Origin of the sequence: Neisseria sp. P0006.S009, assembly GCF_051962915.1 — a bacterium.
GTDB lineage: Bacteria > Pseudomonadota > Gammaproteobacteria > Burkholderiales > Neisseriaceae > Neisseria > Neisseria subflava_E.
The window spans coordinates 80,757-99,145 of the sequence record NZ_JBQCUV010000003.1; the positions used below are offsets into that span (position 1 = coordinate 80,757).

20 protein-coding genes and 1 other RNA gene are annotated in these 18,389 nt (G+C 50.8%); 7 read left to right on the forward strand and 14 right to left on the reverse strand.

What is annotated here, in order from left to right; all coding sequences use genetic code 11:
• Positions 1–40: 40 nt before the first annotated feature.
• A complete protein-coding gene (dnaE, locus tag ACTHTK_RS06470) occupies positions 41–3,475 on the reverse strand; it encodes a DNA polymerase III subunit alpha (RefSeq protein WP_440378520.1) in 3,435 nt (1,144 codons plus the stop codon).
• Positions 3,476–3,640: 165 nt separating this feature from the next.
• Between dnaE and ACTHTK_RS06475 the strand changes: the two genes are divergently transcribed.
• Together ACTHTK_RS06475 and ACTHTK_RS06480 are read left to right on the forward strand one after the other, a co-directional pair.
• On the forward strand, positions 3,641–3,874 hold the full coding sequence (locus tag ACTHTK_RS06475; protein WP_002221492.1) for an RNA-binding S4 domain-containing protein: 234 nt from the start codon (positions 3,641–3,643) through the stop codon (positions 3,872–3,874).
• Entirely contained in the window at positions 3,852–4,070 is a 219-nt protein-coding gene (locus ACTHTK_RS06480; protein ID WP_070503978.1) for a hypothetical protein, read from the forward strand. Before ACTHTK_RS06475 ends, ACTHTK_RS06480 begins: the two co-directional genes overlap by 23 nt.
• 100 nt (positions 4,071–4,170) lie before the next feature.
• On the opposite strand, the gene ACTHTK_RS06485 is transcribed toward ACTHTK_RS06480, so the two are convergent.
• A complete protein-coding gene (locus ACTHTK_RS06485; protein WP_234394609.1) occupies positions 4,171–4,632 on the reverse strand; it encodes a PepSY domain-containing protein in 462 nt (153 codons plus the stop codon).
• Positions 4,633–4,976: 344 nt separating this feature from the next.
• Positions 4,977–5,618: a ribosome biogenesis GTP-binding protein YihA/YsxC gene (gene yihA / locus ACTHTK_RS06490; RefSeq protein ID WP_070503975.1), complete on the reverse strand. Its 642-nt coding sequence runs from the start codon at positions 5,616–5,618 to the stop codon at positions 4,977–4,979.
• A 215-nt stretch (positions 5,619–5,833) separates the two neighbouring features.
• Here yihA and ACTHTK_RS06495 point away from each other — a divergent pair, with 215 nt between their 5' ends.
• The 4 genes from ACTHTK_RS06495 (at position 5,834) to tsaD (ending at position 11,027) form a co-directional block, all read left to right on the forward strand.
• The gene (locus tag ACTHTK_RS06495; RefSeq protein WP_003684518.1) at positions 5,834–6,457 is read left to right on the forward strand and encodes a c-type cytochrome; all 624 of its coding nucleotides are present in this window, start codon (positions 5,834–5,836) and stop codon (positions 6,455–6,457) included.
• Between the two features lie 267 nt (positions 6,458–6,724).
• Positions 6,725–8,677, forward strand: a complete 1,953-nt coding sequence (locus ACTHTK_RS06500; protein WP_440378569.1) for a cytochrome c biogenesis protein ResB — start codon at positions 6,725–6,727, stop codon at positions 8,675–8,677.
• Entirely contained in the window at positions 8,670–9,857 is a 1,188-nt protein-coding gene (ccsB, locus tag ACTHTK_RS06505) for a c-type cytochrome biogenesis protein CcsB (protein ID WP_107724016.1), read from the forward strand. Before ACTHTK_RS06500 ends, ccsB begins: the two co-directional genes overlap by 8 nt.
• A 99-nt stretch (positions 9,858–9,956) precedes the next feature.
• Complete coding sequence (gene tsaD / locus ACTHTK_RS06510) at positions 9,957–11,027, forward strand: tRNA (adenosine(37)-N6)-threonylcarbamoyltransferase complex transferase subunit TsaD (RefSeq protein WP_107867845.1); 1,071 nt, start codon at positions 9,957–9,959, stop codon at positions 11,025–11,027.
• A gap of 120 nt (positions 11,028–11,147) precedes the next feature.
• On the opposite strand, the gene ACTHTK_RS06515 is transcribed toward tsaD, so the two are convergent.
• Positions 11,148–11,612 (reverse strand): Lrp/AsnC family transcriptional regulator, encoded by a 465-nt coding sequence (locus tag ACTHTK_RS06515; protein ID WP_440378521.1) that lies wholly within the window; start codon positions 11,610–11,612, stop codon positions 11,148–11,150.
• Positions 11,613–11,756: 144 nt separating this feature from the next.
• Between ACTHTK_RS06515 and rarD the strand changes: the two genes are divergently transcribed.
• Positions 11,757–12,659, forward strand: a complete 903-nt coding sequence (gene rarD / locus ACTHTK_RS06520; RefSeq protein ID WP_440378522.1) for an EamA family transporter RarD — start codon at positions 11,757–11,759, stop codon at positions 12,657–12,659.
• 93 nt (positions 12,660–12,752) lie between these two features.
• Here rarD and murU read toward each other — a convergent pair whose 3' ends face one another.
• The 10 genes from murU to ACTHTK_RS06570 form a co-directional block, all read right to left on the reverse strand.
• Positions 12,753–13,448, reverse strand: a complete 696-nt coding sequence (murU, locus tag ACTHTK_RS06525) for an N-acetylmuramate alpha-1-phosphate uridylyltransferase MurU (protein ID WP_070645347.1) — start codon at positions 13,446–13,448, stop codon at positions 12,753–12,755.
• An 86-nt stretch (positions 13,449–13,534) separates the two neighbouring features.
• Complete coding sequence (gene hpaC / locus ACTHTK_RS06530; protein WP_107857398.1) at positions 13,535–14,035, reverse strand: 4-hydroxyphenylacetate 3-monooxygenase, reductase component; 501 nt, start codon at positions 14,033–14,035, stop codon at positions 13,535–13,537.
• Positions 14,036–14,045: 10 nt separating this feature from the next.
• The gene (gene hpaR / locus ACTHTK_RS06535) at positions 14,046–14,483 is read right to left on the reverse strand and encodes a homoprotocatechuate degradation operon regulator HpaR (RefSeq protein WP_004520883.1); all 438 of its coding nucleotides are present in this window, start codon (positions 14,481–14,483) and stop codon (positions 14,046–14,048) included.
• A gap of 338 nt (positions 14,484–14,821) precedes the next feature.
• Positions 14,822–15,331, reverse strand: a complete 510-nt coding sequence (locus ACTHTK_RS06540) for a protein disulfide oxidoreductase (protein WP_070607190.1) — start codon at positions 15,329–15,331, stop codon at positions 14,822–14,824.
• A 90-nt stretch (positions 15,332–15,421) separates the two neighbouring features.
• A complete protein-coding gene (gene rpsI / locus ACTHTK_RS06545) occupies positions 15,422–15,814 on the reverse strand; it encodes a 30S ribosomal protein S9 (protein ID WP_003681515.1) in 393 nt (130 codons plus the stop codon).
• Between the two features lie 12 nt (positions 15,815–15,826).
• Positions 15,827–16,258 carry a 50S ribosomal protein L13 gene (rplM, locus tag ACTHTK_RS06550; RefSeq protein ID WP_003684605.1) on the reverse strand — a complete coding sequence of 144 codons (432 nt, stop codon included), beginning with the start codon at positions 16,256–16,258 and terminating at the stop codon, positions 15,827–15,829.
• 179 nt (positions 16,259–16,437) lie between these two features.
• Positions 16,438–16,618: non-coding RNA, 6S RNA (gene ssrS / locus ACTHTK_RS06555), on the reverse strand.
• A gap of 8 nt (positions 16,619–16,626) precedes the next feature.
• Entirely contained in the window at positions 16,627–16,929 is a 303-nt protein-coding gene (locus ACTHTK_RS06560; RefSeq protein ID WP_003681511.1) for a cell division protein ZapA, read from the reverse strand.
• Between the two features lie 11 nt (positions 16,930–16,940).
• On the reverse strand, positions 16,941–17,264 hold the full coding sequence (locus tag ACTHTK_RS06565; protein WP_036494022.1) for a hypothetical protein: 324 nt from the start codon (positions 17,262–17,264) through the stop codon (positions 16,941–16,943).
• Between the two features lie 74 nt (positions 17,265–17,338).
• Positions 17,339–18,328 carry an NAD(P)H-dependent glycerol-3-phosphate dehydrogenase gene (locus tag ACTHTK_RS06570; protein ID WP_004520880.1) on the reverse strand — a complete coding sequence of 330 codons (990 nt, stop codon included), beginning with the start codon at positions 18,326–18,328 and terminating at the stop codon, positions 17,339–17,341.
• Between the last annotated feature and the right edge of the window lie 61 nt (positions 18,329–18,389).

The following is an 18,389-nucleotide window of genomic DNA, read 5'->3' on the forward strand; positions in this document are numbered from 1 at the left end:
AAAGGCCGTCTGAACGTATAGTTTCAGACGGCCTTTAGTGTTACCAATTCACGCGGACGGCCCTGCTGCCGAGCAATGTTTCCAGTTCGTCAAACAAGACGGTGCTTGGTGTCACCATCCATTTTGGCGCAATTTTCAATTTGCCCGATGCTTTGCCGTTGCTGTACGACAGTTGCAGTGGGATGTGCGACGTGTCGGGCAGGCGGTGGGCGGTGAGGATGGCGGCGAGGTGTACGATGTCGTGGCCGGGGGCGAGGGCGAGGCTGAGGCTGCGGGCGTAGCGTTCGCGCGCCATTTGCAGGGTCATGACTTGGTTGGCCATGATGCGCAACCCGTCGCCACCGCCGTAGTCGTCGCGGCTGACTTTGGATTCGATAATCAGCACTTGGTCGGATTTGAGGTAGTCGGCGCAGTTTTCCAGCGTGTGGCCGCTGACCATGATTTCCACCAGACCGCTCAAATCTTCAAGGCTGACGAAGGCGATTTTGCCGCGCTTGCCCATCATGGTGCGCACGGCGGTCACGAACCCGGCGAGGCGCACGCTGTCTTGCGGTTTCAGACGGCCTAACTTGGTCGGGGCGATTTGGCGGACTTCTTGGGCATATGGGCCGAACGGGTGTCCGGACAGATAAAAGCCGATGACGGTTTTTTCTTCGGCGAGTTTTTCTGACTCGCTCCACATGGGCACGTCAACGAGCAGCACCGGTTCGATGGCGTCTTCCATCATGTCGAAAAGTCCGCCCTGATTGGCGTTGGCGGCTTTTTGGTCGGCGTTGTTCATGGCAAGGTCAATGTTCGCCAAGAGCATGGCGCGGTTGGGTTCGATGCTGTCGAACGCGCCGCCGCGTATCAGGGCTTCGAGGGTGCGGCGGTTCATGTGTTCTTTGCCAACGCGCTCGCAGAAGTCCAAGAGGCCGGTAAACTTGCCGCCGCTTTGCCGCGCGGCGATGATGGATTCGACGGCGGCTTCGCCCGTGCCTTTAATCGCGCCGAGTGCGTAGCGGATTTTCATGTTCGGATACGGCGTGAAGCGGTAGTCGGATTCGTTGATGTCGGGCGGCAGGAACTCGATGCCGTTGGCGCGGCAGTCGTCGTAGAAATGCTTGAGCTGGTCGGTATTGTCCAATTCAGACGACATAGTCGCCGCCATAAATTCGGCGGGATAGTGGGCTTTGAGCCATGCGGTCTGGTAGGAAATCAGGGCGTAGGCGGCGGCGTGGGATTTGTTGAAACCGTAGCCGGCAAATTTTTCCATGTAGTTGAAGATTTCGTCGGATTTTTCGCGAGAAATGCCTTGTTTTGCCGCGCCTTCGGCGAAGATTTCTCGGTGTTTCACCATTTCTTCGGGTTTTTTCTTACCCATGGCGCGACGCAGCAAGTCCGCGCCGCCGAGCGAGTAGCCGCCGATAATTTGCGCCGCCTGCATCACTTGTTCTTGATACACCATAATGCCGTAGGTCGGCGCGAGGATACCTTCGAGCAGCGGGTGGATGTATTGGAATTCCTGACCCTTCATACGCGCGACGAAGTCTGGGATGTTGTCCATCGGGCCGGGGCGGTAGAGCGACACGAAGGCGATGAGTTCTTCAAACTTGGTCGTGTGCGCTGTTTTCAGCATTTTTTTCATACCGGTCGACTCGAACTGGAAGACGGCGGTGGTGTTCGTATCGCGGAAGATTTGGTAGGCAGCCTGATCGTCAAGCGGAATCTTGCCGACATCGACGATATCGCCGGTGGTGTTTTTGATGTTGTTCTGCGCCATTTCGATAATGGTCAAGTTGCGGAGACCCAAAAAGTCGAACTTCACCAAACCCACGTCTTCCACGTCGCCCTTGTCGTACATGGATACGGGCGAGGCGGATTCGTCCGCCTGATACACGGGGCTGTAATCGGAAATCTTGCCTGGCGCAATCAACACGCCGCCCGCGTGCATACCCAAACCGCGCGTCAGGTCTTCCAACTTTTTCGCCAGCGTAATGAGTTCGTCCGCTTCTTCTGCTTCAATTAATTCCTGAATCTGCGGCTCGGCCTCCATGGCTTTTTCCAAACTCAGGGGTTTGTTGGCTTCCAACGGAATCAGCTTGGACAGTTTGTCGCACAGCATAAACGGCAGTTCCAGCACGCGTCCGACGTCGCGAATCACCGCTTTGGACGACATCGTGCCGAAGGTAACAATCTGGCTTACCGCATCCGCGCCGTATTTCTCGCGCACATATTCAATCACGCGGCCGCGGTTTGCCTGACAGAAGTCCACGTCAAAGTCAGGCATGGAGACGCGTTCAGGGTTCAAGAAACGCTCGAACAGCAGCGCGTATTTCAACGGGTCGAGGTCGGTAATCTTCAGCGAATACGCCACCAGCGAGCCTGCACCCGAACCACGGCCCGGCCCGACCGGACAGCCATGCGTTTTCGCCCAGTTGATAAAGTCTTGTACGATAAGGAAATAGCCGGGGAATTTCATCTGGATAATGATGTTCAGCTCAAAATCCAAACGTTCCTGATATTCCGGCATTTTTGCCGCACGCTCTGCCTCGTCGGGATAAAGCTGAACCATGCGTTCCTGCAAACCCTCGTTGGACAGTTTCACCAAATAATCATCCAGCGACAGGCCGTCCGGGGTAGGGAAGAGCGGCAGGAAGTTTTTGCCCAATGTGATGTGCAGATTACAGCGTTTGGCAATTTCTACCGTGTTTTCCAAGGCTTCAGGCAAATCGGAGAAACGTTCGGCCATGGTTTCCGGTGGAATGAAAAACTGGCTCGGCGTGAAATCGCGCGGACGTTTTTTGTCCGTCAATACCCAGCCGCCTGCGATGCACACCCGCGCCTCGTGTGCGTTGAAATCGTCGCGGCTCATAAACTGTGTTGGATGCGTTGCCACCACCGGCAAGCCCAATTCTTCCGCCAGTTTCACGCTGCCTGAAACGCAAGCCTCCCATTCAGGGCGTTCGGGCAGGCGTTGCAGCTCTAAATAAAACGCATCGGGAAACCACTCCGCATATTTCAACGCCGCCGCACGCGCCGCGTCTTCATTGCCGTTCAACAGATTTACGCCTACTTCGCCGTAATGCGCGCCACTCAAACAAATCAAGCCGCTGTTGTCGCCGTTTTCCAGCCATTCGGGATTGAGTTCCGCATGATGAATATTGCGGTCTTTGCCGACATAAGCCTCCGTCAAAAGCTCGCTCAAGCGCAGATAGCCCGCATCGTTGCGGATAATCAGCATGGCGCGAAACGGCTTGTCAGGCGCATTCGGATTACCTATCCACACATCCGCCGCGCCGATGGGCTTAATCCCTGCGCCGCGGCAGGCTTTATAGAATTTCACCAAACCGAATTCGTTCATCAAATCGCTGATGCCCAAAGCAGGCAAACCGTATTCCTGCGCTTTGGCAATCAGTTTTTTAATCCGCACCATACCGTCGGTAATCGAGAATTCGGTATGCAGGCGCAGGGGGATATAGGTCGGCTCGGTCATGGCAAAATCGGCGTGAACAATAAAAGGCGTATTGTAGCAGGGTTGGCAGCTAAAGGCCGTCTGAAAACCAAATGTAATGGGTTTGGATAAAGCAAATAAAACAGAAGGGGGCTTTCTTTCAGACGGCCATGTTAAAATATCGCCATTATTGGAAAGGATTGAATGATGGAAGCAACAGTCTATCTTGAAGACAATGAATACATCGCTTTGTGCGACCTGTTGAAACTGGCCGGCCTTGCCGAAAGCGGCGGACAGGCAAAAGCATTTATCGCCGAAGGGCTGGTGTTGCGCAACGGCGAAACCGAAACCCGTAAAACCGCCAAAATACGTGGCGGCGAAGTGATTGAATTTGACGGCGCACGCTTGGAAATTGCCGATGGATACGACCCTGAAGAATAAAGCCGAAGCCATCTTGGGCGAACCGCTTTTAGACGAACCCGTCCGTCCTGAGTCGTGGGAATGTTGCGGCAGCGAATGCGGCGATGCCTGTATCCAGACAATGTATTGGGTGGAAAAAGCCCGATATGATGCGCAACAGAGGAAATTGAAAGAAGCAGGTTGGATAGACGGCGAAGATGGTGCAAAGGCCGTCTGAAAATGATTGGGCTTGATAGGAGCTGTGTTTCAAACAATGCTGCATTAAAGCCAATGCCGTCTGAAAGTTTCAGACGGCATTGGCTTTTTTAAAGTTTAAATTAAGATTGTGTTACCTCGGAAGCGGTTGCATTTTCAGGTGTGCCAGGTGCAGCATCGGCAGGAGCCTGATAATCTGTATTTTGCGATGAAGAGGGCTCGGCATTGTCATGTTTATGATGCTTATCATGTTTACCAAAGTGTCGTTTGTCCTGATCGTCATCTTGTGCTACTGCCAATACTTTGCCGTTTTGAGCATCAACCAAAGCTTCGTATTCGACGCCGTCTTTCAAGATTTCTACTTTGTAACGGCCGCCCAAATGTTGTTTGTATTTGTAATCGACATCTTTAACGACGCCGCCCACTTCTGCTACCGCTGCTGCGGCTGCTTGCTGGCCGGAAACCTTTGCGAACATACCTTCTTTGAAAGCCATGGTACCTGCCGCACCGGCAACGCCCAAACTTGAAGCAATAATACCGGCAATGATGAGTTTTTTTGAAATAAAAGCGTTAATGCGTTTCATGATTTTCTTTCCTACTGTGTTGTTGAACGATGAATGTATTCTATGCCTCAACAATTAGCTGAACATGAGCAAAACGCTAAGATGTGTAATGGGTTGCAATACTAAAATTAACACTTTAAATAATAATGGAGATCGAATCCGCGCTTTCAGACGGCCTTGCTAATATGTTGTGATGGCATATTTGGTGGGGATTGTGGTTTGCGTGTGAAAACAAAAAAGCGTGATGAAAAAAGGGCATGTGTGAGACATGCCCCGGATTAAATGGTAAACGCGATGGTGAGAAACCAAATGACGGAATAAGATTTGCGGTTGGTCAACTTATCTTATTCCGCCTTGTTTTACAATCATTCAGGCGATGCTTCGCCTGCAAGATTCTTGATTTCTTCGCGATGCGCGTCAAACCATGAGCCGACCACTTGATTGACTTCGTCCATGCCTTGTTTTTTCAGGCTGGAGAACAGTTGAACGCTGATTTTTTGACGCTCAGTGTAGGGTTTGAGTGATTTTTTTACCGCTGCCAAAGTTTTAATCTGGTCGTTTTTAGACAGCTTGTCTGCTTTTGACAGCAGGATATGCACAGGACGGCCGGTGATGTGGAAGAAGTCCAGCATCTGAATGTCTAAAGCCTTGAGCGGATGGCGCGAGTCCATAATCAAAATCAGGCCGATCAGTTGGCGGCGTTGTTGCAGGTAGTCGCCCAAGAGTTTGACCCAGTGCGCACGGATGGCCTCCGGTACTTGCGCGTAGCCGTAGCCGGGCAAATCGACCATGAAATTGCCGTTTTCCAGTTCAAAGAAATTGATGTGTTGGGTGCGGCCCGGTGTTTTGGAAACATAGGCAAGGCGCACATGATTAGTTAAAGTATTGATGGCGCTAGATTTGCCGGCATTGCTTCGGCCAACAAAGGCAATCTCGGCCGGCGTGTCGGGCAGGTCTTTCAAATGGTTGACCGTTGTAAAGAATTTGGCGTTTTGAAAAAGGTTCATCAGTATTTCCTTGCATGGAAACAAAACTGCAACATCATAATTTGTATCGGGCATTTATGTTGCAGCAGTTTGGTAATTTGAGTAGTAATTTAATGTAAACTTGGTATAGAATAGCACGTTTATAGAATTATCGGTTTTAATCGGGAAAATTCCCCGGTATTTGAGTATAAAAAAGGCATTGACGCGGTACGCAATGCTGTAATCAGGAGCACTCCATGAAACGATTGACTTTATTGGCCTTGGTATTGGCTGCCGGTGCGGTTTCCGCTGCCCCTAAAGCAGATGCTGAAAAAGGCAAACAGGTAGCGACTACTATCTGTGCGGCGTGTCACGCAGCCGATGGTAACAGCGGTATCGCAACTTATCCTAAACTGGCAGGTCAGGCTGCGGCCTACACCTACGGTCAAACCATGGCCATCAAAGACGGTACCCGTACCCACGGTGCTGCCGGCGTGATGAAACCGATGGTGATGAACTTGTCCGAACAAGACATCCGCGACGCTGCCGCCTACTACGCTAAACAACAAGGCAAACCGGGCGAAGCCAATCCTAAAGAAAACCCAGAGCTGGGCGCGAAAATCTATCGCGGCGGCCTGAGCGCTAAAAAACTGCCGGCATGTATGTCTTGCCACGGTCCTAGCGGCGCAGGTATCCCTGGCGGCGGTACTGAAATCCAAGCCTATCCTCGTCTGGGCGGCCAACACAAAGCTTACGTTGTCGAGCAAATGAAAGCTTACCAATCCGGCCAACGCAAAAACGCCATCATGGCCGATATTGCCAACCGTCTGAGCGAAGAAGAGTTGAACGCAGTAGCCAACTTCATCCAAGGTTTGCACTAATTTCGTTTTGAAACGAGCTTATTGATACAGGCCGTCTGAAAACCCTTCAGACGGCCTTAGCCAATATAGGCCGATAAGCCTGATTGTTTTTTTCAAATAGCGACAGAAAGATTTTTACTACAATATGCAGTATTCTTCCTTTCGCATCACACGTCATTGCAGTCCGTTCTACCGATCGGGTTGCCCCAAGCCGACATTTGAGACATGAGTAAATCTTCATCATCCGTCCCACTTATCCGTAGACCATGGTTTGCCTTTTTCAGCTCCATGCGCTTTGCCGTTGCCCTGCTTAGCCTGTTGGGCGTGGCTTCGATTATCGGTACGGTCTTGCAACAAAATCAGCCACAAGTCGATTATTTGGTGAAATTCGGCCCGTTTTGGTCGCAGATTTTCGGCTTTTTGGGCCTGTACGACGTGTATGCCTCGGCGTGGTTCGTTGTCATCATGATGTTTTTGGTGATTTCCACCGGATTGTGCCTGATTCGCAATGTTCCGCCGTTTTTGCGCGAGATTCGTTCCTTCCGTGAAAACGCGAAGGAAAAATCACTGGCGGCAATGCGCCATTCCATCGTTTTAGACGGACAGGTAACGCCCGAAGTCGCGCAACGTTATTTGGAAGTGCAGGGCTACGGCTGCAAAACCGTTACGCGTGAAGACGGTTCGGTTTTGGTGGCGGCGAAAAAAGGCGCGATGAACAAATGGGGCTATATCTTTGCCCATGCTGCGCTGATTGTGATTTGTTTGGGTGGTTTGATAGACAGCAACATCCTGCTGAAAATCGGTATGCTCACCGGTCGGGTCGTGCCGGACAATACGGCGGTTTACGCCAAAGACTTTAAGCCAGAAAGTGTGTTGGGGGCGTCCAATTTGTCGTTTAGGGGCAATGTCAATATTTCAGAAGGGCAGAGTGCGGACGTAGTGTTTCTGAATGCGGATAACGGCATGCTGGTGCAAGACTTGCCGTTTTCCGTCAAATTGAAGAAATTCCATATCGACTTTTACGATACCGGGATGCCGCGCGATTTCGCCAGCGACTTGGAAGTCACGGACAAGGCAACCGGCAAAGTCAGCGAACACACCATCCGCGTCAACCATCCTTTGACGCTGCACGGTATTACGGTTTATCAGGCAAGTTTCGCCGACGGCGGCTCGGATTTGACGTTTAAAGCGTGGAATCTGGCCGATGCCGACCGCACTCCGGTCAAACTCAAAGCGACTTCCATGCGCGAGTTTCCGCTGGATTTGGGCAAGGCTTCTTATAAACTGGAATTCGACCAGTTTACTTCGATGAATGTCGAAGACATGAGCGAGCCGTCTGAAAAAGAGCAAAACCTGAAATCCGCCCTCAACGATGTTCGCTCCGTCCGTCAGGAAGACAAAAAATACACCAATATCGGCCCGTCTATCGTTTACCGCATCCGCGACAAAGCGGGGCAGGCGGTCGAATATAAAAACTATATGTTGCCGCTGAAACAAGATGAAGACTATTTCTTCATTACCGGCACGCGCAGCGGCTTGGCGCAGCAATACCGTTGGTTGCGCATTCCGATGGATAAAAACGGCCAAATCGACACCTTTATGGCTTTGCGCCAATATCTGAAAAACGATACGGCACGCCGTAAAACCGTTGCCAATGCCGTCAAAGGTGCCCCCGCCGAAATCCGCGAGCAATTTATGGCGGCGGCGGAAAACACTTTGTCGATTTTTGCCAAAGGCGGCTATTTGGCTTTGGACGAGTTTGTTACCACTAACATTCCCAAAGATCAGCAGGAAAAAATGCAGGGCTATTTCTACGAGATGCTCTATGGCGTGATGAATGCCGCTTTGGAAGATACGATCAGCACATACAATCTGCCGGCTTGGCCGCAAGACGAAAAGCGCAACCGCTTCCTGCTGTATGCAATGGACGCGTACACCGGTTTGACCGAGTATCCTGCGCCGATGTTGCTGCAATTGGACGGCTATTCCGAAGTGCGCTCTTCCGGATTGCAGATGACCCGTTCGCCGGGCGCATTCTTGGTGTATTTGGGTTCGGTATTGCTGGTGTTGGGTACGGTGTTTATGTTCTATATTCGTGAAAAACGTGCTTGGCTGCTGTTTTCAGACGGCCGTATCCGTTTTGCCATGTCTTCCAGCCGCAACGAACGCGACTTGCAGAAAGAATTTCCGCAACACACACGGCAATTGCAGCAGCTTGCCAAGGATTTGAACCATGAATAACAAACATCAGGCCTTGCCCGAGCATGAGCTTCTGACACACAAATCATTTATCCGAAACCTCAACCTTTTCGACTGGGCATTCGCGCTGCTGATTGCAGTCGGTGCGTTTATTGCCCAAACCCAGGCTGGTCTGCATATGGACATCTACGAAATGGTAATTTTGTGGGTGAGTGCCGGTATTGCCGTTTTTCTGGGTTGGTTTTTCAAACCGATGCGCTGGTTTATCCCTTTGGGCGTGTGCTTGGCGTATTTGGCCGTTGATTTGTATGGGGGCGACATCAAACGCGCAGACGGCTTCCTGCTCAAATACCTGTTAAGCAGCCAGTCGGCGATTATGTGGCAATGCGCGTTTGTGTTCTTTGCCTTGTTTGCCTATATCGTCGGCGCGATAGCGGCGGTGCGCAAAAATGTGCCGACCAATACGCTTTTGGGCATGGGTACCGTGTTTGCGTGGGTTTCCGCGATGGCGGGCTTTGTCGGTTTGCTGGTACGCTGGCATGAAAGCTATCTGCTGCGTCCCGATGCCGGTCATATTCCGGTTTCCAACCTTTACGAAGTATTCATCTTGTTCTTGGTCATTACGGCACTGATGTACCTCTATTACGAAGGCCGTTTTGCCGTACAAAAACTGGGTGGCTTCGTCTTCAGCTTTATGGCAATTGTGGTCGGATTTGTCTTATGGTACAGCGTTTCACGCGAGGCTCATGCCATTCAGCCGCTGATTCCGGCTTTGCAGTCTTGGTGGATGAAAATCCATGTTCCGGCCAACTTTATCGGCTACGGTGCATTCTGTATCGCCGCCATGCTGGGTATTGCCGAACTGCTGGCGCTCAGAAAAGAAGATGCGGGCCAAAAATCATGGCTGCCACACTCGCAAGTCATTGAAGAAGTCATGTACAAAGCGATTGCCGTCGGTTTCCTGTTCTTCACGATTGCCACCATTCTAGGCGCATTGTGGGCGGCCGATGCGTGGGGTCGCTATTGGAGCTGGGACCCGAAAGAAACTTGGGCATTCATCGTTTGGCTGAATTACGCTGTTTGGTTGCATTTGCGGCTGGTGGCAGGCTGGCGCGGCAGGGTGTTGGCTTGGTGGGCAGTCATCGGTCTGGTCATTACCGCCTTTGCCTTTATCGGCGTGAATATGTTCTTGAGCGGCCTGCATTCTTACGGCACTTTGTAAACCGCTTATTCTGCACTTTATTTCAGACGGCCTTTTTCCGTTTTTGGAGAAAACGCCGTCTGAATCGTTTTTAATCATTTTTTCAGACGGCCTCAAACCATGTTGGTATTAGGAATTGAATCATCTTGCGACGAAACCGGCGTTGCGCTCTACGATACCGAGCGCGGCCTGTTGGCGCATCATTTGCACACACAAATGGCGATGCACGCCGAATACGGCGGAGTTGTCCCCGAATTGGCCAGCCGCGACCATATCCGCCGTGTCGTGCCGTTGACGCAAGGTTGCTTGAAGGAGGCCGGCGTTGGTTATGCCGACATCGACGCGGTTGCCTTTACGCAAGGCCCGGGCTTGGGCGGCGCATTGCTGGCCGGTTCAGGTTTTGCCAACGCCTTAGCATTTGCCATCGGCAAGCCCGTTATCCCCGTCCACCATCTTGAAGGCCATTTGCTCTCACCTTTGTTGGCAGACAATAAACCTGAATTTCCATTTGTCGCTTTGCTGGTATCGGGCGGACATACGCAATTTATGGCCGTACGCGGTATCGGTGATTACACTTTGCTGGGCGAGAGTGTGGATGATGCGGCAGGTGAGGCGTTCGACAAAACGGCCAAGCTTTTAGGTTTGCCTTATCCCGGCGGTGCCAAATTATCCGAGCTGGCCAAACTCGGCACGCCTGATGCTTTCACATTCCCACGCCCCATGCTCCATTCGCACGATTTGCAGATGAGCTTTTCCGGTTTGAAAACCGCCGTTTTGACCGCTGTCGAAAAAGTCCGTGCCGAAACTGGCAGCGATGAAATTCCGGAACAAACACGCAACGACATTTGCCGCGCTTTCCAAGATGCGGTGGTTGACGTATTGGCGGCCAAAGCCAAAAAAGCGTTGTTGGATACCGGCTTCAGAACTTTGGTGGTTGCCGGCGGTGTGGGTGCAAACTGGAAACTGCGTGATGAATTTTCGCGCTTAACCGTCAAAATGCCGTCTGAAAAAGGCAAACCCAAACCGCAGGCAGAAAAAATCAACGTCTATTTCCCACCGATGGCATACTGTACCGACAACGGTGCAATGATTGCCTTTGCCGGCGCGATGCGTCTTGCCGAGCGTCAGGCTGTCGGCGCATTCAATGTCAAACCGCGCTGGCCGCTGTCGGATATTGTGAAGCAGGGTTGATGTATTAGACTGCTTCGATGCAATGAAAGGCCGTCTGAAAACCTGAAGATATGGTTTTCAGACGGCCTTTAACTAAATGGATTTATGTTGTGAAGTCTCTTTGTAAATAAAGAAGAGCAGTTATCCCGGAATTTCGATTTTAGTTTCCGTTTTGGCGAAATTCATTACAAATTGGCTTTTGAAATTGCGCACCCTGTTGACGGACGTAAGCACGCGGCGCGTGAAGGCGTGATAGGCAGGCATATCGGTGCAATGCACCAACAGCAAGAAATCATAATTGCCGGGAATTTCATAACATCCGACAACTTGCGGATCGCGCTGCATACTGCGTTCAAATGCCTCTTGCACATCGTGGTACTGGCGTTCGAGGTCAACTTGGACAAAGACGCTGATGTTCAAGCCGACTGCCTGCGGCGAGACGATGGCGGCTTGGCGGATGATGACGCCTTGTTCGGTCAGGTTTTTGATGCGCCGCTGGCAAGTGGCAATCGATGAATGCACTTGTGCGGCCAATTCTTTCAGCGGAATGTCCGCGCGTGTTTGGAGAATGTTGAGGATATTGCGGTCGAGTTTGTCCAGTTCCATTTCAGACGGCCTTTGAATGTAATATTTTTTGATTTTTTAATCATAATAGGAAAATTATCTTTGTTATATAAAAAAATATGAGAAATTTTTTCACACATTTTCTTTACAATATCAATATTGATTTATCTAGGAAGGCCGTCTGAAATGACGAATTTATCCAAAGGTTTGCTGGCGGCCATAACGTCCAATGTGTTGTTTGCCATGCTGTTTTTGTACGGCGTATGGATGCAGCCGATGAGCGGCACGGAAATTTTTGCGTGGCGTATGGTGGCGATGCTGTCGGCTTTATGCGTGCTGATGACGATGGTCAACGGTTGGCAGGCGGCGGCGCGGTTTGCGAACAATATCGGCCGCGATTGGAAGCGGTGGCTGTTGATTGTATTGCCGACGCCGATATTTGCCAGCCAGTTGTGGCTGTTTGTCTGGGGGCCGGTCAACGGCGAAGGGGTAAACATCGCCATGGGTTATTTCCTGTTTCCTTTGGCGATGATGCTGGGTGGACGGATTTGGTTTAAAGAGCGTTTAAACCGATTGCAGATGGTTGCCGTTGCGTTGGCATGTGCAGGCGTAGCATGTGAATTGGTACGGTCGGGTGCGTTTTCGTGGACGACTGTATGGGTGTTCGGTACTTATCCGTTTTATTATCTGCCGCGCCGAAAACTCGGCGTGCCTTCTTTAATCGGTCTGACTTTTGATTTGATGATGATTACGCCATTTGCGTTGGCGTATATTGTGCTGGCAACGGATACACCCGCGATGATTGCGGCCAAACCAGTTTTAATTTTCTTTATTGTGTTGCTAGGCTTCAATAGCGCAATATCTATGCACTTGAATTTGAAGGCGAGTCAGTTGTTGCAGGTTGCGGTGTTCGGTATGTTGAGCTATTTGGAACCTGTATTGCTTTTTATCGTGTCGATTGTGTGGCTGGGCGAGCCGGTAGAAAAAGGCGCATTGATCGGCTATGGCCTGATTTGGTCGGGATTGTGCGTGATGGTTGTCAATGGCTTGTTGGGAATGAAGAAAGAAAAGAAATTGGCTAAAGCTTGATGATAGATTGAGGCCGTCTGAAAAATGGGTTGACCAATATTTTCAGACGGCCTTTGATATTGAAAGGGACGTATCGGATACGCCCCTTTTGTTTTACCAGCTTTGGGCGACACGGTCGGCTTCTTGCAGGCGTTCGACTGTGCCGACGTCCAACCAAAGGCCGTTGTGGTGTTCGCCGCTGATTTGGCTTTGGCTCATGGCTTGACGCAACAGAGGGGCAAGTTTGGCAGCCTGATGCGCCGGGGTATCTTTGAAAAGTGCGGGATGATAAACGCCCACGCCGCTGAAAGTCAGGGCTTGGCCGTCTGCAGATGAGGCGGATACCAGGCCGTCTGAAAGCAGGCCGAAGTCGCCTTCGGGATGGTGTGGTGGATTGTCCACCAGCCATAAATGGGCGAGAAGGTTGTGTTCCTGCATACGCTGGGCAGCCAGTCGTGCAGCTTGGAAATCAATGTCAGTCAACACATCGCCATTGACGACCAAAAACGGCTCGTCGCCCAAAAGAGGCAGGGCAGTGGCAATGCCACCGGCGGTTTCCAGGCCTCCGGCGAGTTCTGGAGAATAGGCAATGCGCACGCCGTAGTCCGAACCGTCTTTCAAGGTATCTTCGATTTGTTGGCCAAGCCAAGCATGGTTGATGACGATTTCAGTGAAACCGGCCTGTTGCAGGCGGCGCAAGTGCCAACCGATAAGCGGCGTGCCTGCTACTTCGAGTAAGGGTTTGGGTGTGTGGTCGGTCAAGGGGCGCATGCGTTCGCCGCGACCGGCGGCCAGTATCATTGCTTTCATGAGGGTGCCTATAATGTATGAGCCAGAAAAGGTCTCAGGCCGTCTGAAAAATGAAACCGATGTTTCAGACGGCCTGAGACCTTTATTTATGCCAAATATTTGAATTGCCTACGAAAATACAGCAATGCCGGTGCTTGTGTGTCGGTATTGCGGATTTCGTTGATCTGAACGAAAAAGACGTAATGCGTGCCGATTTCGCGTTGATCGACAATGCTGCCGTGCAGGTGCGCCAGCGCGCCTTCTACCTCGAGCTGTCCGGTTTGTCCCCTGTGCCAAATATGGTATTCGAAGCGTTCTTCGGGCGATAGGTCGGTCAGTCCGGCAAAGTGTTCGGCGACATCTTGCTGGCTGTCGTTGAGTGTGTTGATGCACAAATCACGGTTGCCTTGCAGGATGGGAATGATGGCGGATTGGCGGTTGATGCACAGCATGACCGTCGGCGGCTCGTCGGTAACGGCAGTTACGGCAGTCATGGTAATGCCATAGCGCCCTGCTTCACCGTCTGTCGTGATAACGTGCACGCCGGCGGCACAGGAGGCCATGGCATCTCGGAAGGATCTCTTGAGTATGTGTGTTGAATCTGTCATCCGGCTCGCTTTATTTTAATGCCTGTTCGATTTTTGCCAGCTCTGCCAAGAGTTCTTTGAGTTGTGCCATTTTTTCTTTGGTGAGGACTTTTTCAATTGCGTCATAGCGCTCGTCAACCAATGCGCCGGTGGATTCATAGAGTTTCTCGCCTTCGGGCGTCAGTTTCAGGTAAACACGGCGTTGGTCGTTGGAAGGCTTCAGGCGCACGGCCAAACCTGCTTTTTCCAAGCGGGTCAGAATGCCGGTCAGGCTGGGACGGAGGATGCAGGCCTGATTGGCCAAGTCTTGGAAGTCGAGAGTGCCGTTTTCCGCTAAGAGCCGGATGATACGCCATTGCTGGTCAGTAATATTGGCTTGGTTCAGAATAGGGCGGAATTGGGTCATCAATGCTTCCCGTGCCTGAATTAGACCGATATTGATAGATGCATGTTTAGATTGGTTGGGCATTACTAAGTCTCCGGTGTTATCAAAAATCAAACCGTTGAAGCGTGAGGTAGGTTGATAAAGGCGATATTGCTGTTTTAAGGCTGCCGTCGGCAGCCGGGTCATGGGAACAAAAGCATCACTGCCACAATATTAGATGAAGATCTCTAACAGTTTGTTTTGATAATAATGTTTCCAATTGTTCTTATGGTTATATCTTAGTCTATTTTCTTTATAATCTCAACAAAATCATATGTTATTGGGAAAGAGATAGTTTATTTATTTATGAAATGGAATTGGTTGAATATATTCAGGTGAAATTATTCTTTAAATTTTCTATTTTTAGTGGATTTTCAATGAATTTAGCTGAAGATATTTGCCAAGTAAATTCTGATTTTTAAGCCGATATAACTGGAAAGTCCGGATGTGTGATGAATCATTTTGCCATCTTTTAATATGATAATGGTCGGAGTGACGGCTATGTTCCATTTTTGAGCCATTAGGCCGTCTGAATCATTGAAGTTTGGAAAGGATAGATTGTTTTCTTGCATATGGCGGGCAATATCATTGTCGCTTCCGGAGCGTAAGGCTACACCCAGAGTCGGAATATTGTCTTGATGCAGTTTTTCTATGGTCGGCGATGTGTACGAGCAAATACCGCACCAGCTACCCCAAAAGTAAACAACGGCAACACGGTTCTGGCTGAAAGATTGGAGGGAAGTGGTTTGACCGTTGGTTAGAGTGAGGGTTTGCGCTGCTGATTGTAAGGGTTGGTCGGGTTTGCGTACCCAGTCGACAATCAAGGAGAGAAAAATGAAAATAATCACGGCCTGAAGCAATGATTTGGCGTAGTGGAGCAGGGTTTTCGTCATGTATTGTGCCGTGAAAAAAGATTGAATGATTGTTTGATAAATGGAAAAAGCCTTGCAGAGCAAGGCTTTTGATTCGATTCTGGAAACGTATTAACGTTTGGAGAATTGTTTTGCGCGACGTGCTTTGCGCAAACCAGGTTTTTTACGTTCAACTTCACGAGCATCGCGAGTAACGAAGCCTGCTTGAGACAGAGCTGGTTTCAGAGCTGCGTCGAAGTCGATCAGGGCGCGGGTGATGCCGTGACGGATGGCGCCGGATTGACCGGTTTCGCCGCCACCGGTTACGTTAACTTTAATGTCGAAAGATTCGGCATTTTCAGTCAGAACCAGAGGTTGACGTACAACCATGCGGCTGGTTTCACGTGCGAAGAATTCGTCAACGGGACGGCCGTTTACGATGATTTGGCCGGTACCTTTAGTCAAGAATACACGAGCCACTGAACTTTTGCGGCGGCCTGTGCCGTAGTAGTATTTACCGTTCATGTCGTGTCCTTATTATTTCAGTTCCAAAACTTTAGGTTGTTGTGCAGCGTGGCCGTGTTCGGCACCGGCGTACACTTTCAGTTTTTTGATCATGGCGTAGCCCAGAGGACCTTTAGGCAACATGCCTTTTACGGCTTGTTCCAAAGCGCGGCCTGGGAATTGCTCTTGCATTTCGCGGAAAGTACGCTCGTAGATGCCGCCTGGGAAACCAGAGTGACGGAAGTATTTTTTGTCTTCGAATTTAGCACCGGTCACGCGCAGTTTGTCTGCGTTGATGACGATGATGTAGTCGCCGGTATCAACGTGAGGGGTGTATTCGGGTTTGTGTTTGCCGCGCAGACGGTGTGCGACTTCGGCTGCGACACGACCCAGAACTTTGTCTTCTGCGTCAATGACGAACCATTCGCGCTTCACCTCGTGGGGTTTTGCAGAGAAGGTTTTCATGGTTGGAATCCAGATATATATAGAAAGTTATGGATTTTAAAGAGGAGATTGGTTTTTGTCAATCTTAATTGAGTGTGTTTGATGCATGAATATGCGGTTTTTTCAGACGGCCGGAAATCTTTACGAAAGTCTTTACTTGGAAAGGGAAAAGCCACACCTGTCGGTATGGCTTTTTTTAGGGAATCCCCACGAGTGCCGTTTAGGCTGAATCCGCTTGAACCTTGCTGACAAGGCGGTCACCTCGGGTAGTTTCGGGTGCGTCCGATAAACGGACGCTCGCGCCCACTACAACTCCCGGCAACCTAAAGCGAACGTATTGGTTCAAAGGAATATATGCCTTCGCGAACACCGCAGGGAAAAGGGGGAAATCAGTTTTGCTCCAAGCGCGCCAGTGCTTTTTGGCACGCGTTGTTCATGTCGGTTATTTTACGCTCAAATTCACCGATTGCCAAATCGTCGTTGAGGGTGGTTTTCAAGAGGTCGTGTACGACGTTGAGGGCTGCCATGACGACGATTTTGTCTGTGCCGACGATGCGGCCGCTTTCTTTAATCGCATCGCTTTTCTTGTTGAGCATTTCAACGGCTTGCAGAAGGGTGGCTTTTTCTTCACTCGGTGTGTTGATGGTGAAGTTGACATTCATGATGTCGAGATTGACTTGTTCGATACTCACGGGGCATCCTTTTATTGTTGTGTTTCTTGGGGCAATCGGGCAATGAGGCTGCGGATTTGGTCTGCGCTTTGGGCCAGCGCGTTGCGGTAGTTTTCTTTTTCGGCAGTCAGGTTGTCAATTTTGCTTTGCAGGTCTTCTTTGAGTTTGCCGACTTGAACCAGCAAGGCTTCGCTGAGTTCGTCAATGGCCGCGTCGTGTTGGCGTTTTTGTTGCTCTTGCTCGAGTTTGAGTCTGTCGATTTCTTCGTTGAGACGGCGGTTTTCTGAAACCAGCGTTTCAAATTTTTGGACAAGTTGGTAAACGTTGATTTCCAGATTGTTCAGTGATTGGTTCATGTGTTTCCCTTCAGACGGCCTTATGGCCGTCATATTGTGCGTCAGGCCGTCTGAATGGCAGACGGCGCGACCGTTTATTCGAAGCGAGCGCTTCGTTCCATCAGTCGTTCAACGACTTGCTGCGGGGTCATTTCTTTGCGGATGAGTTGCAGCAGGGTTTGAGTGATGGGCATATCGATTTGGTATTTGGCGGCGGTGTTGAAGACTTCTTCAATGGTGCTGACACCTTCGGAAACGTGACCGATTTCGACAAGCACTTGATGCAACTCTTTGCCTTCTGCGAGGCCGAGGCCGACGCGGCGGTTGCGCGAGAGTGCGCCGGTACAGGTCAGGATAAGGTCGCCGATGCCGGCCAAACCCATCATGGTTTTGGGTTGCGCGCCCATGGCGATGGCAAGGCGGGTGATTTCGGCGAGGCCGCGCGTTACTAGGGCTGCGCGTGCATTGAGGCCGTATTCAAGGCCGTCTGAAAGGCCGGTGGCAATCGCCATGACGTTTTTAACGGCACCGCCCACAGCGACGCCGATGACGTCGGTGCTGCCGTACAGGCGCATTACGTTGGTGTTCAGTTGGGCAGTAGTTTCTTCCACCCAGTCTTTGTTTTCGGAAGCAAACACGACGGCGCAAGGCAGTTGAGCTGCAAGTTCTTGGGCAAAGCTCGGTCCTGAGAGAACGCCGATTTTTTTATTGTTAGGCAGGACTTCTTTCAGTACTTGGAAAGTCAGGAGGCCGGTATCTTGTTCAAAACCTTTGCAGGCTGCGAGAACGGGAATATCGGCGGCGTTATGCTGTTTGAGCAGCTCGGCGCTGCTTCTGAGGCCGGCTACGGAGGTAACGATCAGGGCAAGTTGGCTGTCTTTCAGCGCTTCGCCCAAATCGGCGTGAACGGTCAGGGACTCAGGGAAAGGGAAGCCGGGCAGGCCGCGTTTGTTTTCGCGATCTGCTTGCAGGGTGCGGATTTGGTCAGGATTGCGTGTCCAAAGGGCAACTTCATTGTTGTGGTGCGCAAAGTGCAACGCGAGAGCTGTACCCCACGAACCTGCGCCGATGACGGTAATTTTCATGTTTCTCTTCCATATGGGAACGGAGCTTACTTTAAAACAAACGGCTTTGGGGTGCAAGGGC

What these genes read in the sequence shown, in the direction of transcription:
- dnaE (WP_440378520.1), bottom strand. Translation starts at nt 3,475, where the DNA reads ATGACCGAGCCGACCTATATCCCCCTGCGCCTGCATACCGAATTCTCG.
- ACTHTK_RS06475 (WP_002221492.1), top strand. Translation starts at nt 3,641, where the DNA reads ATGGAAGCAACAGTCTATCTTGAAGACAATGAATACATCGCTTTGTGC.
- ACTHTK_RS06480 (WP_070503978.1), top strand. Translation starts at nt 3,852, where the DNA reads ATGGATACGACCCTGAAGAATAAAGCCGAAGCCATCTTGGGCGAACCG.
- ACTHTK_RS06485 (WP_234394609.1), bottom strand. Translation starts at nt 4,632, where the DNA reads ATGAAACGCATTAACGCTTTTATTTCAAAAAAACTCATCATTGCCGGT.
- yihA (WP_070503975.1), bottom strand. Translation starts at nt 5,618, where the DNA reads ATGAACCTTTTTCAAAACGCCAAATTCTTTACAACGGTCAACCATTTG.
- ACTHTK_RS06495 (WP_003684518.1), top strand. Translation starts at nt 5,834, where the DNA reads ATGAAACGATTGACTTTATTGGCCTTGGTATTGGCTGCCGGTGCGGTT.
- ACTHTK_RS06500 (WP_440378569.1), top strand. Translation starts at nt 6,725, where the DNA reads ATGCGCTTTGCCGTTGCCCTGCTTAGCCTGTTGGGCGTGGCTTCGATT.
- ccsB (WP_107724016.1), top strand. Translation starts at nt 8,670, where the DNA reads ATGAATAACAAACATCAGGCCTTGCCCGAGCATGAGCTTCTGACACAC.
- tsaD (WP_107867845.1), top strand. Translation starts at nt 9,957, where the DNA reads ATGTTGGTATTAGGAATTGAATCATCTTGCGACGAAACCGGCGTTGCG.
- ACTHTK_RS06515 (WP_440378521.1), bottom strand. Translation starts at nt 11,612, where the DNA reads ATGGAACTGGACAAACTCGACCGCAATATCCTCAACATTCTCCAAACA.
- rarD (WP_440378522.1), top strand. Translation starts at nt 11,757, where the DNA reads ATGACGAATTTATCCAAAGGTTTGCTGGCGGCCATAACGTCCAATGTG.
- murU (WP_070645347.1), bottom strand. Translation starts at nt 13,448, where the DNA reads ATGAAAGCAATGATACTGGCCGCCGGTCGCGGCGAACGCATGCGCCCC.
- hpaC (WP_107857398.1), bottom strand. Translation starts at nt 14,035, where the DNA reads ATGACAGATTCAACACACATACTCAAGAGATCCTTCCGAGATGCCATG.
- hpaR (WP_004520883.1), bottom strand. Translation starts at nt 14,483, where the DNA reads ATGCCCAACCAATCTAAACATGCATCTATCAATATCGGTCTAATTCAG.
- ACTHTK_RS06540 (WP_070607190.1), bottom strand. Translation starts at nt 15,331, where the DNA reads ATGACGAAAACCCTGCTCCACTACGCCAAATCATTGCTTCAGGCCGTG.
- rpsI (WP_003681515.1), bottom strand. Translation starts at nt 15,814, where the DNA reads ATGAACGGTAAATACTACTACGGCACAGGCCGCCGCAAAAGTTCAGTG.
- rplM (WP_003684605.1), bottom strand. Translation starts at nt 16,258, where the DNA reads ATGAAAACCTTCTCTGCAAAACCCCACGAGGTGAAGCGCGAATGGTTC.
- ACTHTK_RS06565 (WP_036494022.1), bottom strand. Translation starts at nt 17,264, where the DNA reads ATGAACCAATCACTGAACAATCTGGAAATCAACGTTTACCAACTTGTC.
- ACTHTK_RS06570 (WP_004520880.1), bottom strand. Translation starts at nt 18,328, where the DNA reads ATGAAAATTACCGTCATCGGCGCAGGTTCGTGGGGTACAGCTCTCGCG.